Origin of the sequence: Streptomyces sp. NBC_01304 (assembly GCF_035975855.1) — a bacterium.
Taxonomy (GTDB): Bacteria; Actinomycetota; Actinomycetes; order Streptomycetales; family Streptomycetaceae; genus Streptomyces.
Genome location: NZ_CP109055.1, coordinates 10,483,147 through 10,498,483, shown reverse-complemented (window position 1 = coordinate 10,498,483; position 15,337 = coordinate 10,483,147). Strand labels below are relative to the sequence as shown.

At 71.2% G+C, this 15,337-nt stretch carries 15 protein-coding genes; 6 read left to right on the top strand and 9 right to left on the bottom strand.

Annotated features, from left to right (window positions below; genetic code table 11):
- Positions 1–33: 33 nt before the first annotated feature.
- Genes OG430_RS46880 through OG430_RS46870 form a run of 3 tightly spaced genes read left to right on the top strand, consistent with a single transcriptional unit; the run spans position 34 to position 2,308 of the window.
- Entirely contained in the window at positions 34–1,086 is a 1,053-nt protein-coding gene (locus OG430_RS46880) for a ketoacyl-ACP synthase III family protein (protein WP_327358848.1), read from the top strand.
- Positions 1,083–1,802 (top strand): transglutaminase-like domain-containing protein, encoded by a 720-nt coding sequence (locus tag OG430_RS46875; RefSeq protein ID WP_327358847.1) that lies wholly within the window; start codon positions 1,083–1,085, stop codon positions 1,800–1,802. The genes OG430_RS46880 and OG430_RS46875 overlap by 4 nt, the downstream gene beginning before the upstream one ends.
- Positions 1,799–2,308, top strand: coding sequence for an anthrone oxygenase family protein (locus OG430_RS46870; RefSeq protein WP_327358846.1), 510 nt, complete (start codon positions 1,799–1,801; stop codon positions 2,306–2,308). The genes OG430_RS46875 and OG430_RS46870 overlap by 4 nt, the downstream gene beginning before the upstream one ends.
- A gap of 75 nt (positions 2,309–2,383) precedes the next feature.
- On the opposite strand, the gene OG430_RS46865 is transcribed toward OG430_RS46870, so the two are convergent.
- Positions 2,384–3,055: an anthrone oxygenase family protein gene (locus OG430_RS46865; protein WP_327358845.1), complete on the bottom strand. Its 672-nt coding sequence runs from the start codon at positions 3,053–3,055 to the stop codon at positions 2,384–2,386.
- A gap of 244 nt (positions 3,056–3,299) precedes the next feature.
- Between OG430_RS46865 and OG430_RS46860 the strand changes: the two genes are divergently transcribed.
- Positions 3,300–4,760 (top strand): MFS transporter, encoded by a 1,461-nt coding sequence (locus OG430_RS46860; protein ID WP_327358844.1) that lies wholly within the window; start codon positions 3,300–3,302, stop codon positions 4,758–4,760.
- 108 nt (positions 4,761–4,868) lie between these two features.
- On the opposite strand, the gene OG430_RS46855 is transcribed toward OG430_RS46860, so the two are convergent.
- Positions 4,869–6,344 (bottom strand): multicopper oxidase family protein, encoded by a 1,476-nt coding sequence (locus tag OG430_RS46855; RefSeq protein WP_327358843.1) that lies wholly within the window; start codon positions 6,342–6,344, stop codon positions 4,869–4,871.
- Positions 6,345–6,564: 220 nt separating this feature from the next.
- Between OG430_RS46855 and OG430_RS46850 the strand changes: the two genes are divergently transcribed.
- Positions 6,565–8,607, top strand: a complete 2,043-nt coding sequence (locus tag OG430_RS46850; RefSeq protein ID WP_442816675.1) for a pyridoxal phosphate-dependent decarboxylase family protein — start codon at positions 6,565–6,567, stop codon at positions 8,605–8,607.
- On the top strand, positions 8,604–9,272 hold the full coding sequence (locus tag OG430_RS46845) for a DUF6875 domain-containing protein (protein WP_327358842.1): 669 nt from the start codon (positions 8,604–8,606) through the stop codon (positions 9,270–9,272). The genes OG430_RS46850 and OG430_RS46845 overlap by 4 nt, the downstream gene beginning before the upstream one ends.
- Before the next feature lie 57 nt (positions 9,273–9,329).
- Here OG430_RS46845 and OG430_RS46840 read toward each other — a convergent pair whose 3' ends face one another.
- From OG430_RS46840 to OG430_RS46810, 7 genes are all read right to left on the bottom strand, one after another.
- Positions 9,330–10,223 carry an alpha/beta hydrolase gene (locus OG430_RS46840; protein WP_327358841.1) on the bottom strand — a complete coding sequence of 298 codons (894 nt, stop codon included), beginning with the start codon at positions 10,221–10,223 and terminating at the stop codon, positions 9,330–9,332.
- Positions 10,224–10,305: 82 nt separating this feature from the next.
- Positions 10,306–11,040 carry an indole-3-glycerol-phosphate synthase gene (locus OG430_RS46835; protein ID WP_327358840.1) on the bottom strand — a complete coding sequence of 245 codons (735 nt, stop codon included), beginning with the start codon at positions 11,038–11,040 and terminating at the stop codon, positions 10,306–10,308.
- Positions 11,037–11,750: an N-(5'-phosphoribosyl)anthranilate isomerase gene (locus OG430_RS46830; RefSeq protein ID WP_327358839.1), complete on the bottom strand. Its 714-nt coding sequence runs from the start codon at positions 11,748–11,750 to the stop codon at positions 11,037–11,039. Before OG430_RS46830 ends, OG430_RS46835 begins: the two co-directional genes overlap by 4 nt.
- On the bottom strand, positions 11,747–12,892 hold the full coding sequence (locus tag OG430_RS46825) for an acyl-CoA dehydrogenase family protein (protein ID WP_327358838.1): 1,146 nt from the start codon (positions 12,890–12,892) through the stop codon (positions 11,747–11,749). Before OG430_RS46825 ends, OG430_RS46830 begins: the two co-directional genes overlap by 4 nt.
- A gap of 26 nt (positions 12,893–12,918) precedes the next feature.
- Positions 12,919–13,293, bottom strand: coding sequence for an ectoine synthase (locus tag OG430_RS46820; RefSeq protein WP_327358837.1), 375 nt, complete (start codon positions 13,291–13,293; stop codon positions 12,919–12,921).
- The gene (gene trpA / locus OG430_RS46815) at positions 13,290–14,117 is read right to left on the bottom strand and encodes a tryptophan synthase subunit alpha (protein WP_327358836.1); all 828 of its coding nucleotides are present in this window, start codon (positions 14,115–14,117) and stop codon (positions 13,290–13,292) included. The genes OG430_RS46820 and trpA overlap by 4 nt, the downstream gene beginning before the upstream one ends.
- Positions 14,110–15,336 (bottom strand): anthranilate phosphoribosyltransferase, encoded by a 1,227-nt coding sequence (locus OG430_RS46810; protein ID WP_327359491.1) that lies wholly within the window; start codon positions 15,334–15,336, stop codon positions 14,110–14,112. The genes trpA and OG430_RS46810 overlap by 8 nt, the downstream gene beginning before the upstream one ends.
- Position 15,337 lies beyond the last annotated feature (1 nt).

Sequence of the window (15,337 nt, the reverse complement as noted above, 5' to 3'; positions counted from 1 at the left end):
CGACCTCCGAACCCCCATGAAAGGACCCGGACGATGCGACACGACGACATCTTTCTCGCCGGTACCGGCGCCTGGCATCCCAAGACCGTTCCGGTCGACGATGCCATCGCCGACGGCCGCTACACCCGTGAGTTCCAGCGCGAGACCGGGCAGCAGCGGGTCGCGGTCGCCGACGACCCGGCCGACTCGCAGCCCGCGATGGCGATACGGGCCGCGCGCACCGCCCTTGCCCGTTCGGGGCTGAGCGCCGACCGGTTCGCCCTGCTCCTGCACGGCGTGGCCACGCACAACGGGCTCGCGGGCTGGAACGCCGCGTCCTACATCCAGGACCAGGTCCTCGACGGGCACGGCATCTCGTACGAGATCCACCAGCTGTCCAACTCGGCGGTGGGAGCGGTGGAGTTGGCCGCCGCCCACCTGGCGGCCGCCGCCCCGGGGACCGCCGCGATGATCACCGCGTCGGACCGGTTCGGGGAGGGTGCCTGGGACCGCTGGCGGGCCGCGCCGCCCGTCTTCGTCTTCGGTGACGGCGCGGGGGCGATCGTCCTGAACCGTGGTGCCGGCTTCGCCAAGGTCGTGGCCACGGTGTCCGTCGCCGACACCGGCCTGGAAGGGATGCAGCGCGGCGCGATGCCGTTCTCGCCCGATCCGCAGGACGGCTATCCGATCGGCTTCTTCGACCGGGTGATGGAGTTCTCCGACACCCTCGACGACGGCCTGGACGAGGCCAAGCGGCGGATGGCCGACCTGATGCACCGGGCCGGCGAGCGCGCGTTCGCCGAGGCCGGTGTGGCCGCCGCCGACGTACGCCATGTGGTCACCCCCGCGCTCGGCCGTGAGGCCCTGTACGAGCAGTGCCTCGACCCCCTGGGCGTCGGCATCGACCGCAGCACCTGGCACATCGCCCGCGAGCTCGGGCACGCCGGCTGCACCGACCAGTTCGCCGCCCTCGACCGGCTGGTCGAGGACGAGGCGTTGGAGGCGGGCGACCGCGTGCTGCTCGCCGGTGTGGGCGGCGGCTACAACTGCACCCTCGTGGTGCTGGAGTTCACCGAGACCCCGGAGGCGGTGCGATGTACCCCATGACCAGGACCGAACGGCAGACACCGAAGGACGTTCAGCGGTTTCTGACGCCCGGCACTTACATAGACAGCGACCACCCCGCGGTGCGGGAGGCGGCCGGGCGCATCGCGCCGGACGCCGAGGGCACCGACAAGGCTCGCGCGCTCTACGAGTGGGTGCGTGACTCGATCGGCTACTGCAGCATCCCGCCGGGGCGCCGCATCTCCATGGGCGACTATCTGCGCGATCTGGAGACGTACCGGGCCAGCAGTGTGCTCGCCGAGGGACACGGCTTCTGTGTCAGCAAGGCGTCCCTGTTCACGGCGATGTGCCGGGCGTCGGGCATTCCCGCGCGGCCGGCCTTCGCCGATGTGGTCAACCACCACTACAGCGGCCGCCGGATCCGGGGGGCCACGGGCACCAACGTGTTCGCCTGGCACGGCTTCACCGAGGTCTGGCTGAACGGCAGTTGGGTCACCCTGACGCCGATGTTCGACAAGGCGCTGTGCGCGCGGCTCGGCGTCGACCCCGTCGCCTTCGACGAGGAGCGGGGTGCGCTGCTGCCGCAGACGGACCGGCGCGGTGCGGCGTTCTTCTCGTACGCCGCGTCGCACGGCAGCTTTCACGACGTACCGGCCGGATACATCGCCACGGAGATTCCGGGGCGCTATCCGGGTCTCGACGACTACCGCCAGGTGTCGGACTCCCGCACGGGGCCGCCGCCTGCCTCGGAAGGATGATCACTTTGGAAACGGCACGACTTGTCGCGTTACTTGCGGCGACCTTGGCGGCGGGCCTCGTGAGCGGCCTGTTCTACGGGTTCGCCTGTGCGGTCATGCTGGCGCTGCGCGGCAGTGACGACCGTACGTTCATCGAGGTGATGCAGCGCATCAACGTCTCGATCCTCAACGGGTGGTTCGTCCTCGGCTACATCGGCTCGTTCCTGTTCACCGCGGCGGCCCTCGGGCTGCAGCTGGTGGGCGACGGTCCGCGGGGCCCGGTGTGGCCGACGGGCGGGGCCCTGGTGGTCTACCTGGTGGCGATGAGCGTCACCAACCGGGTGAACATCCCGCTGAACAACACCCTGCAGGCGGCCGGAGCGCCCGCCGGGATCGCCCAACCCGCCGTGGTGCGCGAGCAGTTCGAGGCCACCTGGGCGCGCTGGAACGTGGTGCGGGCGGTGCTGTGCACGGCCACCATGGGCCTGCTGTGCTGGGCGCTCGTGGCGCACGGCGCCGCGTACTGACCCGATCCGACGCTCTGTTCAGCTGGCTCCGCACCGGTGCCGGGCCGCTGAGGCCCCGCACCGGTGCGGCCGTCTCTAGTGACGCGACGCCGATTCGGCTGCCGTCTCGCGGCCGTGCAGCTTCAGGGCCTGGGCGACACAGCCCACGGCGACCGTGCACAGGATGGTGCGCACGATGTTGGTGGCCGACCAGACGCCCTTGAACTTGTCGATGACCGACAGGTCCTTGGCCTTGGCCGGGTTGCCCAGGTCGGCGAGTTCCATGTTGATCGGGATGTTCACGGAGAACGTGATGAGCAGCGCCACCAGGTAGAGGCCGGCGGCGATCCCGGCCCAGATCGCCACCTTCTTGCGGCCTCGCTTGTACTCGAGGATCGCGGCCCACACGATGACGACGAGCGCGGCGACGAAGACCATGCCGAACGGACCGCTGTTGTCGATCAGGTCGTTGAAGTTCTGCATCGCGGTCAAATACTGGACGTCGTCGAGACGCTTCAGGCCCGGCATGATCGACAGGTCGAAGGTGAAGAACAGACCGGCGAGCAGCCCCATCATGACGGCCGCCGCCACGAGCAGGGGTCCGGAGGCGCCCGCTCCCTTGCTGCGTGGCTGGAGCGGCTGCGGTGCGAACTGGGGGCCGGGCTGGTAGCCCGGACCACCGGGCCCTGGTGCGCCGTGCCCCGGACCACCTGGTCCCGGAGCGCCGGATCCCGGAGCACCGTACGGGCTGTACTGGTTGGCTGTCATCGAAACGACCTCACTCTGGTCGTGCGGGGATTCGCGGACAGGACTGCGGACAGGGCTGCCGACGCGCGAGCGCAGTGAGCATAGGCGCGCCGACGCACCTTCTGCCATGGCCCTTTGACCAGGTCTGGATCAAATTTCGACCAACTTCTGTGGCGGGCTTCGAGTGAGGCTTCAGCGCTTCTCCGGCGGTCCTTGGGACGGTGACCCCCGACCTCCCCGTCCATGTCGTTGTCAGGAGGCGCCCATGTCGGCGCAGATATCCGCGCAGGTGTCCGCGGAAGCGGCCACCGAGGTGTCCCGGCTGCCGGTGGCACCCGTCCCCGAACCCCTGCAGAGCCCACTCGCGAAGCCCTCGCGCACGCGCGGCCGGCTGCGTCGCGCGACCGCGCTCGGGGTGATCGCCGGGTGCAACGCGATGATCCAGCTGGACGATCCGATCGTGAACATCGCACTGCCCGGGATGCGCGAGGGGCTCGGTCTGTCCGCCGTCGACGCGGCCTGGGTGATCAATGCCTATCTGCTGGCGTTCGGCGGACTGCTGCTGCTCGGCGGCCGGGCCGGTGACATCCTGGGCCGCCGCAAGGTGTTCCTGGTGGGCGTGGGCCTGTTCACCGCGGCCGCCTCGCTGCGCGGGCTCGCGTCGTCCGGGGAACTCCTCGTCGCCATCCGCGCCGTGCAGGGCATCGGCGCCGCGCTCGCGGCGCCCAGCGGGCTGGCGCTGCTCCTGAGCATGTTCGCGGAAGGGGCCTCCCGGAAGCGGGCGATCGCCGTGTGCACGGCGGTGGGCGCGGTCAGCACGGCCGGCGGGCTGCTGCTCGCGGGGGCGCTGGCCTCGCTGAGCTCCTGGCGCTGGGTGCTTTTCCTCGATGTGCCGCTCGGCCTCGCGATCCTGGTGCTCGCGCCGCTGGTGCTGGCGGAGACGCCGCGCCACCGCGGCCGGTTCGACCTGGCGGGCGCCCTGGTCTCGGCGCTGGGCGCCGCGAGCCTGGTCTACGGGCTGGCGCAGGCGGCCGAGCGGGAGTGGAGCGACCCCTTGGTGCTCACCTGTGTGACCGCCGGGGCCGGGCTGCTCGCGGTGTTCGCGCGGATCGAGCGGCGGGCGCAGCAGCCGATCGTGGTGCCGCGGCTGTTCGCCGACCGGGACCGGGTGCTCGCGTACGCGGTCACGCTCGCGGTGCCCGGGGCGCTGATCGGCACGTACTTCTTCCTCAACCAGTTCTTCCAGCGCCAGAACGGCTGGTCGCCGCTGATGACGGCGGTGGCGCTGCTGCCGCTGCCGGTGACGATGGCCGTGACGGCGGGGGCCGCGGTGCGTCTTGAGCGCCAGTTCGGGCCGAAGCGGCTGCTCGCCGGCGGGGCGGTGCTGCTCGTGACCGGCAACCTGTCCCTCGCGACCCTCGGGCAGGGCGGCTCGTACGCGACCGTCGTGCTGCCCGCCCTGGTGCTGCTCGGCGCCGGGATGGCGTGCAGCGTGCTGCCGCCGACGATCCTCGCCACGTCCCGGCTGCACAGCAGCGAGGCCGGTGCGGCGGCCAGTGTCCTCAACGCCCTGCAGACGCTGGGTGGTTCCATCGGCCTGGCGACGCTGGTCACGGTGTCGGTGCACGGCGACGGCATGTCCGGCGGCTTCCTGACCGGCGCGGTGTTCGCCGTGGTCGCGCTGCTTTCCGCGGCGTTCCTGCGGCCGGGCAGGACCGCCCAGTGAGCAGGGTCCACCGGGCGGGCCCCGGGCATGTCTCGTCGATACATGCCCGGGTCCGTCCGGTGGACCTTCTGATCAGGTGCGTCAGGTGCGTCAGGTGAGCCGGATGCGTCAGGTGATCTTCATCTGGGCCATCATCCCCATCGCGGAGTGGTCCAGCATGTGGCAGTGGTAGACGTACGTACCGCGGTACGTGTTGAACGTCGCCTGCACCTTGACCGTCTCGCCCGGCAGCAGCCGGACGGTGTCCTTGAGTCCCGACTCGGACCCGTCCGGCTGCTGGCCGTTGCGCTCCAGGACCCTGAACTGCACCAGGTGCATATGGAAGTTGTGCGGCGCCTGCTTGTTGGGGTTGGTGACGGTCCAGATCTCGCTGCTGCCGTGCCGCACCGTGACGTCGATGCGGTTCGGGTCGTAGATCTTGCCGTTGACGTAGCCCTGGGCCCCCTCGCGGCCGTCCTCGTCCATGCGCAGCTCGATGGCGCGCTCCCCGGTGACCGCCGGCAGCGCCGGCAGGGTGCGCAGCTGGGAGGGGACGGTGCTGGGGTCGGACTCCTTGCGTACGACGTCGAAGCGGAGCACCTGGCCGACCTGTTCGGGGGTGCCGGGTCCCAGGGTGTTCTCCAGGACCAGCTTCGTGCCGACCGGGTAGCGGGCGAAGTCGATGACGACATCGATGCGTTCGGCGGGTGAGAGCATCAGCGCGTCGGTGGGGTGCGGGCGCGGCAGCAGGCCGCCGTCGGAGCCGATCTGGGTGATCGGGCCGCCGTCGGCGAGGCGCAGCCGGAAGAAGCGCATGTTGGACGAGTTCAGCAGCCGGAAGCGGTACTTGCGGGCCGCGACGGCCACGTACGGCTGCGGCTTTCCGTTGGCGAGGATCGTGTTGCGGCCGAGCACGTCGTCCATGATGTGGACGAGGGCGCCGTTCCCGTCGAAGTGCGCGTCGCGCAGGGCTATGGGGATGTCGTACGCGCCCGACGGCAGGCCGAGGCGCTGCTCGACGTCGTCGGTGAGCAGGTAGGACGCCGAAAGCCCGCGGTAGACGTGCTCGGACTCCATGTGGTGGGCGTGGTCGTGGAGCCACAGGGACGCGTGCGGCTGCTTGTTGGGATAGGTGTACGTGCGGCTCTTGCCCGGGGCGAAGGTGTCCATCGGGTCGCCGTCGCTGTCGGCCGGCACGGACGCGCCGTGCAGATGCACCGAGGCGGGCATGGTGAGGCCGTTGAGGTGCCGGATGACGACCGGGCGGCCGGACCTGGCCTTGATGGTGGGGCCGGGGAACGCGCCGTTGTAGGTGAGCACCTCGGTCTGCAGCCCGCGGAATATCTCCTTGCGGGCTGGGCGCATGGTGATCGCGTACGTGTCCTGCCCGCCCGCGGTGGACACGGGGGTGAGCACCGGCGGGATCGGCAGGGCGACCCGGAACGGCTCGACCGGCGGGGCGGCGATCGCGGCGGGTGCCGTGCCGTCGTGCTCGGCGCCGGCGGCCTCGCGCGCCGAGAACACCGGGGTGAGTGCGGCCGAGGTGACCAGCCCCGCGCCGGTGGTGGCCAGGGCTGCGCCGAGCACGCTGCGTCGGGTGACCATGCTGTCTCCTTCGGGACCTGGGTCCGGGGAACGGCGCGGGCGGGCGGTGGCCGCCGGGGCGCACCGGTTGCGGGGTGAGTGCAGCACGCGGCGCCGGAGGGACCCTCGGGTACCGGATGAGTGCCGGATACGGCCAGGCCAAAATGCGGTATTGCGCCTGTCTTGCGGGGTGTTGCGTATACCTACTGCGTCCGATCCGACGCACCCGGAAGGCGCTCCCGTGGATCTTCGCTATTGGCTTCCGCGTGCCGTGGATGTGATCGAACGCTGGGGTGAACGGTTCGGGCCCTACACACCGCACCGCTCGCACCAGATCGACGACGACGAGTTCGCCCTCGCCTTCGAGCGGCTTTCGAAGCGGCTCGACGACAACTACCCCTTCTTCCACCCCAGTTACGCGGGGCAGATGGTGAAGCCGCCGCATCCGGCGGCCGTCGTCGGCTATGTCACGACGATGCTGTTCAACCCCAACAACCATGCCGCCGAGGGCGGCCCGGCGACCACCGAGATGGAGCGCGAGGTCATCACCGCGCTCGGTGACATGTTCGGGCTCACCGAACCGCTCGGGCATCTGACGACCAGCGGCACGATGGCGAACCTCGAGGCCCTGTACGTGGCCCGTGAGTCGCACCCCGGTCGCGGTGTCGCCTTCAGCTCCGAGTGCCACTACACCCATGAGCGGATGTGCCAGGTACTCGCCATGGAGGGGCACCGGGTGCCGGTCGACGGCCTGGGGCGGATCGAACTCGACGCCCTGGAAGGGCTGTTGAGGACCGGCCGGGTGGGCACCGTGGTGGTCACCACCGGCACAACGGGCCTGGGCGCGGTGGACCCGGTGCACGAGGTCCTCGCGCTCGCCCGCCGGTACGGGGCGCGGGTGCATGTCGACGCCGCGTACGGCGGCTTCTACGCGCTCCTCGGCCGCTCCGACCGTACGGAAGGCATCGACGCGGCACCCTGGCGGGCGATCTCCGCGTGCGACTCGGTGGTGGTGGACCCGCACAAGCACGGCCTGCAGCCGTACGGCTGCGGCGCGGTCCTTTTCAACGACCCGCACGCGCGGCGGCACTTCGCGCACGACTCGCCGTACACCTACTTCACCCAGTCCGAGCTGCACCTGGGCGAGATCAGCCTGGAGTGCTCGCGCTCGGGCGCGGCCGCGGCGGCGCTGTGGCTGACGCTGCAGCTGCTGCCGCTGACCCGGGACGGCTTCGGCGCCCAGCTGGCGGCCAGCCGCAGGGCGGCGGTGCGCTGGGCGGATCTCCTCGTCGAGTCCGAGGTGTTGGAGCTCTATCAGCGCCCGGAGCTCGACATCGTCACCTATGTGCCCGCCGCCCGCCCCTGGTCGCTGTCCGCCGTGGACGCCGCCAGCGGACGGCTGCTGCACGACAGCATGCACGCTCCGCAGGACCCGGTGTTCCTGAGCGTGCTGCGGGCGGACGCGGATGCGTTCGTACGGCGTCATCCCGGGGTGGTCCGGGACGCGGACACCGCCCGGGTGATGCGCAGTGTCCTGATCAAGCCTGAGGCCGAGCTCCATCTCGACCAACTGCACGCCCGGGTCGAGCAGTTCGCCTCCCGGAGCGCGGACGAGCAGGACGAGCGGCCCGTCGGCACCGTTTCGCAGAAGGGAATTCCCGTGTCCTTGTCCCAGGTTCCGGCGACGTCCGGCGCTGTGCGCCCGGCCTCGCCGGCCGACGCGGAGGAGCTGGTCGCCCTTCTCGCGGCCGCGTTCTTCGACGATCCGCTGACCCGGTGGATCACACCGGACGACCGGCGCCGGGCCGAGGTGCTGCCCGGATTCTTCCGCGTCTTCCTCGATCTCTCGCTGGAGCACGACGGCGTGCTCACCACTCCGGACCGCTCCGCGGTACTGCTCTTCCTGCCTCCCGGGGCCTGGGAGCAGGTGGAGGCGCGCGGCGACGAGTTGGAGCGGCGCTTTCGCGAGGTGCTCGGCGACGAGGCACAGGCCCTCGCGACGATCACCGCCCTGCAGGCGCAGCGCCATCCCGTCGACCGTCCGCACTACTACGCCTCCTTCGGCGCCGTGCGCGCCGACGTCAGGAAGAGCGGCCTGATGTCGGAGCTGATCGGGGAGATGGTGGCGCGGGCCGACGTGGCGGGCTGCGGCACGTACGCCGAGGCGAGCTCGCCGGGCGGCGCCGCTTCCTGCCTGCGGTTCGGCTTCGAGTACGCGGGTGACGACATCGTGCTGCCCGACGACGGGCCGCGCCTTCGCCCGCTGTGGAGGGAGCCGCAATGAGGGGCGACGAGAAGCTGCGGATCTTCTCACCCGCCGAGGTGGAGCGCGGCGAGGTGGAGTTCGGCCCCGTGTCGCGCGAGGAGGCGTTCGGCGAGCATCTCGGTGCCCTGCGCCAAGTCCTCGACTGGAGCGTCGAGTTCCTGGTGTCCGGGCATCCCTCGCTCGGCCGCTCGGGGCCGGTGTGTCCCTATACGCAGCCGTCCCTGCGCAAGGACCTGTTCCTGCTCGCCCTGCCCGCGAACGGTGCGGGCGGCGCACACCTCACTGATGCGGTGGCGCGGCTGCGCGAGTGGTACGAGAAGCTGGCGACGGACCTCGACGCGGACGAGCAGGAGCTGCTCACGCTGCTCATGGTCCTGCCGGAACTCGACCGCGCCGACTCCACGGAGCTGGACGCGCTGCAGTTCGCGGCGAAGGACGAGTTCGTCGCCGACGGGCTGATGCTCGGGCAGTTCCATCCGGTGTGTGAGGAACCCGGCCTGTGGAACGAGGACTTCAGGCCGCTGCGCTCTCCGGTGCCGCTGCTCGCGGTGCGCCGGCTGCTCGTCTTCGATCTGCCGTTCCTGATCGGTGCCGACCGTCATCTGACCGACTATCTGCAGCGGTTCGCCCCGGGGATACCGGCGCGGATGCGGGACCAGCTGGTGAGCCGGGTGGTGTCCTGACGCGAGACACGACGAGGGCGGCGACCTCCCGGTGGGGAGGTCGCCGCCCTCGTCGTGTCAGGCCGCGCGCAGGCAGTCCTCCAGGAAGGCGAGGGCCCGCAGGTGATAGGCGCGGGCCGCGTGGCCCATGCTGATGTTGTGGCCCGCGGCCGGTTCGCGGTCGACCCGCACGCGCGGGGCCGCGGTGAACTGGCCCGCCAGGGACGCGAGGGACGCGTCGTCGGTGCGCCACCAGATCTCGTGCTCGGCGAAGGTCAGTCGCACCGGGACGCGTACGTCGGCGGCGAGGCGCGGGAAACGGACCGGCCACGGCGGCAGCCGCTCGTGCTCCTCACGGTCCGGCGTGGGGGTCATCAGTCGGCGCGCGGCGCGGAACGTGCCCGGCGGATAGAGCCGCATCGGGCCCCAGTTGAGCCGGAACGCGCCGTCGGCGAGCGAGGCGGGAAAGCCGTACGCCTCCGGGGCGTAGTCGCGCCCCATCCCCGAGATGTCCATCCCCACAAGGGAGTTGTCCCTGTCCCCGGCCGCGAGCTGCAGGGCGAGCTTGCCCCCGTAGGAGTGGGCAAGGAGGAAATACCCGGCGCCGATGTCGTACTGTTCGGCGTACGTGGCGAGCGCGGCCCGCACCGTGACCGCCTGCTCGGCGAGGGGCTGTCCCATGGGCAGTTGACGGGCAGAGAGCCCGTACCCGGGGCGGTCGAGTGCCAGGACGGGATGGCCCAGGCGGGTGGCGAGGGCGAGCAGGGAGGCGTCGGGGTGGGCGCCGCCGTGGAAGTACCCGGCCCGCATGCCCCGCCCGTGCACGGCGACGATCACCGCCCGCGGCGCGCGCATCCCGTCCGGCTCGGCGTACAGCCCGGACAGCGTGATGCCGTCGGCGTCGAGCGTGATCTCCCGGACCCGGGGGACGGGGGCGACGGGCAGTGTCCGGACGGGGGTGGGTGCGGTCATCGGGAGGGTTCCTTGTCGGGGTGACGAAAGCGGCGTACGAACGACGGGGCGGGGTGCCCCGTCGTCGGTCCCGGCCCCGGTGTCACACTCCCCCGGCCGGCGCCGCGAGGCGCAGGGTGCGGGTGTCCGTGGTGCGGGAGCGGTCCAGTTCGGCCAGCCACTCCTGCGGCCGGCCCGTGCGCAGCAGGGCGGTGGCGACCAGGAGGCCGGCGAAGCCCTCGTCGAGGAGGCGGGCCGCGGTGCGGGGCGAGTCGATCGCGCTGGCGCTGACCGGGCAGGGGGTGCCGGTGGCGCGGACCGCGGGGAGCAGGGCGAGGCTGCGGTCGATGTCGCCCGCGCCGCGCTCACGGTTGCGTATGTCCTTGTTGTTGACGGCGATCACGCAGGCGTCGGCATTCGGGACCGCCGCCAGCTCCTCCTCGCCCGTGATCTCCACGAACGGGGTGAGGCCGATCCGCAGGGCGGCGGTGACCAGGTTGCGCAGGCTGGACGCGGGCAGCAGCGCCGCAGTGAGCAGCACGGCCGACGCGCCGAGTTCCTGGGCGGTCTCCAGCTGGCTCGGCCGGGTGATGAAGTCCTTCTGCAGCAGCGGCAGGCTGGTCATCCGGGCCACGTCGCGCAGCAGTTCCGGGGTGCCGCCGAACCAGCGTCCGGTCACCACGGAGATACAGGGCGCGCCCGCGGCCTCGTAACCGGCGACGATGTCGGCGGGGGTGCGTCCGGCGATCAGGTCGATGCCGTCCGCGTCCTGGCGTTTGACCTCCATGACGAGCGGGCGTTCGGCTCTCAGCAGGGCCTCGATGAAGTGGGACGTCATGTCTGCTCCTTCGCGAGCGGTACGTACTGTGCGGTGCGCCAGGCCCGCGTGAGGTCTCGCACGGCGTCCGCGGTGAAGCGGCCACGGTCGTCCCGGGCCGCGGTGTCGACGTCGATGCCGTGGAACCGGGGATGCTCCGCGACGGCGTCGTAGCCGGACCGGCTCTGCGGGCTGATCCCGCCGGCCAGCCAGAACGGCAGCGTGAACCGGTCGGCGAGGCCCAGTACGTCCCGCTCGTCGAGCCGGACGCCGGTGCTGCCGACGCGGCCGTCGTCGGTGGCCGCGTCGAGGAGGAACAGATCGGTGCCCGCCCGCTCGTACGCGCCGATCAGCGGGCGTTCGAGGCAGCGGCCGCCGCGTACGTGCAGCACCTTGATCAGGTACGCGTCGGGCAGCAGGGAGCGCAAGTCCTTGACGAAGGCGGGTGGTTGGTAGGCGTGCAGCTGGATGTGGCGGATCCCGGCGGCGCGGGCGACCGCGGCCAGGGCGCCCGGGTCACCGAGGAAGGTGACCAGGACGGGGTGCAGCACGCCGGTGGCGCGAGCCGCCGCCGCGAGGGCGGTCAGCTCACGCTCCGGCAGTTCGGCGGGGCCGCCGGGGACGCCGTGCCACAGTCCGACACGGTCGGCTCCGGCGGCCGCCAGTACCTCGATGTCGTGCGGGGCGGTTGCCCCGCAGACCTTCAGTACGGGTGCGGGTGCCGTTTTCATTTGCCCAGGCCCAGCATCGAGGCGATGCGGGTGTACTGGATCTCGTTGGTGCCCGAGTAGATCGTGCCGCCGACGGCGTTGCGCACGTCCTGCTCGAGCCCGTACTCCGACATGTAGCCGTGTCCGCCGAAGATCTGGACGGCGGCCAGACTGCTGGCCACATTGGACTCACTGGTGATCAGCTTGGCGATGGCCAGGTCCGTGGTGACGTTCTCGCCGGCGACGAGGCGTTCCCCGGTGTCGTACAGCCATTTCCGTGCCGTCTCCAGGCCGATCTTGGTGTCGACGATCTTGTTGGCGACCGCCTGGTACGAACCGATCGGCTTGCCGAAGGACTGGCGCTCCTTCGCGTAGTCGACGCAGCGGGTGAGCCGGTGCTGCATCTCCCCGACGTTGACGATGAACGAGTAGAGGATCTCCCGCTTCATCACGTAGTCGAGCACGATGAATCCGCCGCCCACGCGGCCGAGGACCCGGTCCTTGGGAATGCGGCACTCGTCGAAGTACAGCTCGCTCAGCGGCGAGGTGCGCAGTCCCATCTTCTTGACCGGGTTGCCGACCGTCAGGCCCGGGGTGTCGCGGTCCACGAGGAACGCGGTGACCCCGAGGGCGCCGCCGTCGGGACGGGTCCGTGCGTAGACCACGAACACATCGGCGACGGGGCCGTTGCTGACGAACGTCTTGCTTCCGCTGAGGACGAAGTGATCGCCGTCGCGGACCGCGCGCGTGGCCATCGCCATCGCGTCGGACCCGCCCTCGGCCTCGGTGATGGCATGCGCACCGATGGCCTCGCCCGAGCAGATCAGGGGCAGGTACCTCTCCTTCTGTCCGGCGGTGCCGAACTTCTCCAGGGGGACGCCGGTGCTGGCCAAGGTGGTGGTCACCGAGAAGTTCAGCCCTGCGTCGCGGCAGTGTTCTCCCAGCCCTTCGAGGACGTACATCGTGGTGAGCAGGGACTGGCCGAGGCCGCCGTACTCCTCCTCGAAGGGCAGGGCGAGAATGCCCGTCTTCTGGACCAGCTTCCACTTGTCCCAGGAGAACGTGGAATGCTCGTCGTTGACTATGTGGTCGGCGCTGAGCGCCTCACCCCACCGTGCCACGCCTTCCCTGAGGTCGGCCTGGTCGGTGTTCCATCGGATCACTGAGGACCACCTTCATAGGTTCGCGTTCAGTACGCGGAAGACATCTGATCGTCGAGGCTGTGCACCTCGTTGCCGTTGAGTGCGGGGCTGAAGACACACACGAGCCGGAGGTCCTCCTGCGGGCTGGCCACCAGGTAGTGGGCGTCGTGCTTGTCGAGCGCGTACATCCGCCCCGGCCAGATCGGGTGCGAGGTGCCGTCGAGCTCGATCACTTCTCCGGAGCCGCCTATGCAGTAACAGGCCTCCAGGTGGTTGCGGTACTCCAGGCGGGACTTGGTGCCGGCCCGCACCACGGTGTCGGTCAGCGAGTAGCCGACGCCGTCCGACGCGAGCAGGAAGCGCCGGCTCAGACCGTTGCCCCACTCGACTGTCTTCACGTTCTTGATGTCTCGGATGATCATTGGCAACTCCCGGTTCTGTCAGGTGCGGTGGCCCGCACGGGTTGGAGGGACCGGACGAACGAACGGAAGTCGCCGACCACGTCGCGCCCCTCGGTCAGGGCGGTCTCGATCCGGGCGACACCTGCGGAGCCGATGATCACGGCATCGGCTCCGGCGGCATGTACTGCTTCCACGTCGTCGCGGTTCCTGACCCCGAAGCCGACGGCTATCGGGGACGTCGTGTGGGCCCTGAGCGCGGTCACGGTCTCTTGGAGCGCCGCGTGTCCGGCGACGGGCGCGGTGCCGCTGCGTCCGTAGTGGGCCACGAGATACAGATAGGCGGAGGCCTCGGCGCCCGCCTCGGCCATGGTCGGCTCGGGGCTCTGCCGGTAGCAGGTGGTGACCACCGGCAGGCCGGCGGCGCGGGCCGCCGCGTAGTAGGAGGTACGCAGCCGGGGCGGCAGGGCGTGGACCAGGAGGCCGTCCGCCCCGCTGCCCGCGATGTCCTTGACCGCGCCGTCGAGGTCGCGCCCCTTCAGGGAATGGCTCCAGTCGGCGAGCAGGGCGATCCGCAGCCGCCGCAGCCGGGGGCGTACCCGGGCGATGAACGCGAGGACGTCCTCCAGGTCGACGCCGCGCTCCAGGGCGCGCGTCGCGGAGCGCCTGATCACCGGGCCGTCGGTGACCGAGTCCGGGAAGGGCACGGCCAGTTCGAGGCAGTCCACGCCCTCCTCGTCGAGCATGAGGACGAGGTCCTCGAAGACGTCGAGGGGCGGATCGCCCGCGTTGAGGAACAGCGCGAGGCCGGCGCCCGGGGCACCCCGGTGGGTGAAGAACTCAGCCATGAGTCGCCTCCGGGACCAGGGCTTGTGTCGGAAGTGGCGTCGTCCGCCCGGAGGGCGGGCCCTGCGGCGTCCGGTGCGTGCTCTCGGCGTGCCGGCCGGAAGTCCTCGTACTGGACGTACTTGGGCTTTCGGCCGGTGCGGCGAGAGTGCGTGCCGGGCGTCGCGGGGCAGACGCCACTTCCGACACAGGCCCTGGAGTTCGGGGCCGGCGGGCTGCGGCACGCATCCGCTCGACGAGGTCTCGGGCCGCACCGGTGGCAACGGCTTCGCGGGCGGCGGCGTACGCGGTGGGCCAGTCGGCGCTGTGTCCGCTCGCCACCGCGAGGGCGGCGGCGTTGAGGCAGACCGTGTCGGTGGCCGGTCCGGTGCCGCCGAGCACGGCGAGGAAGTGCTCGGCCGCGTCGGCCGGCGCCACCGGGCGCAGCGCTGCGAAGGAACCGCCGGCCGGGGTGAGCGAGTCGGGCAACAGCCGTACTCCGCCCGGGCCTTCGGGACCGTACGTATGGATGGTGTTGTCGGCGAAGCCGAGCAGTTCGTCGGCGCCCCGGTCGTTGGCGGTGAGCCAGATGCGGCGGCCCGCCAACCCGGCGGCCAGGTCCCGCAGTTCGGGCCCGGGCATGGTGTGCGAGACGCCGGTGACCTGCGCGGCGACGGGCAGGTCGGCGAGGAACGGGCCGAGCGCGTTGAGGAAGCGCCCGAACGGTTTCATGCTCAGCGGAGCCACGGTCCGGGCGAGCCTGGCCAGTTGGGCCGGGTAGACGAAGGGGCCGGCGAAGGCGATGCCGTACTGCTCGAGGGTCCTTTCGGTCTGGGAGTACGAAGCGGTGAGCCGCACGCCGAGCCGTTCGAGCAGGTCGACGGAGCCGAGGCTCGAGGTGTAGGCGCGCGAGCCGGTCTTGACGACCGGCACCCCCATGGCAGCCGCGACGAACGCGGCTGCCGTGGAGATGTTGAAGGTCGCCGGTCCGCCGCCGGTGCCGACGATGTTGACGGCGCCGGGCCAGGGGCCGACGGGTGGCGCGGGGCGCCGTTCCAGGAGGGAACCGAGCAGGGCGCGCAGGGTCTCGGGGCCGGGGAGCCTGGTGGTCAGGGAGGCCAGCAGGACGACGGCCTGCTCCTGTCCGAGCGAGCCGTCGTCGAGCTGGTCCCACAGTGACCGCCATGTCTCGCGCTCGGCCACCGGGCGCTGTGCGAGCAGGCCGGTGAGCGCGTCATGCATG

Coding starts and splice junctions, on each gene's coding strand:
- OG430_RS46840 (WP_327358841.1), bottom strand. CDS start 10,223: ATGACCGCACCCACCCCCGTCCGGACACTGCCCGTCGCCCCCGTCCCC.
- OG430_RS46845 (WP_327358842.1), top strand. CDS start 8,604: ATGAGGGGCGACGAGAAGCTGCGGATCTTCTCACCCGCCGAGGTGGAG.
- OG430_RS46830 (WP_327358839.1), bottom strand. CDS start 11,750: ATGAAAACGGCACCCGCACCCGTACTGAAGGTCTGCGGGGCAACCGCC.
- trpA (WP_327358836.1), bottom strand. CDS start 14,117: ATGGCTGAGTTCTTCACCCACCGGGGTGCCCCGGGCGCCGGCCTCGCG.
- OG430_RS46810 (WP_327359491.1), bottom strand. CDS start 15,336: ATGCATGACGCGCTCACCGGCCTGCTCGCACAGCGCCCGGTGGCCGAG.
- OG430_RS46880 (WP_327358848.1), top strand. CDS start 34: ATGCGACACGACGACATCTTTCTCGCCGGTACCGGCGCCTGGCATCCC.
- OG430_RS46835 (WP_327358840.1), bottom strand. CDS start 11,040: ATGACGTCCCACTTCATCGAGGCCCTGCTGAGAGCCGAACGCCCGCTC.
- OG430_RS46865 (WP_327358845.1), bottom strand. CDS start 3,055: ATGACAGCCAACCAGTACAGCCCGTACGGTGCTCCGGGATCCGGCGCT.
- OG430_RS46860 (WP_327358844.1), top strand. CDS start 3,300: ATGTCGGCGCAGATATCCGCGCAGGTGTCCGCGGAAGCGGCCACCGAG.
- OG430_RS46870 (WP_327358846.1), top strand. CDS start 1,799: ATGATCACTTTGGAAACGGCACGACTTGTCGCGTTACTTGCGGCGACC.
- OG430_RS46820 (WP_327358837.1), bottom strand. CDS start 13,293: ATGATCATCCGAGACATCAAGAACGTGAAGACAGTCGAGTGGGGCAAC.
- OG430_RS46875 (WP_327358847.1), top strand. CDS start 1,083: ATGACCAGGACCGAACGGCAGACACCGAAGGACGTTCAGCGGTTTCTG.
- OG430_RS46855 (WP_327358843.1), bottom strand. CDS start 6,344: ATGGTCACCCGACGCAGCGTGCTCGGCGCAGCCCTGGCCACCACCGGC.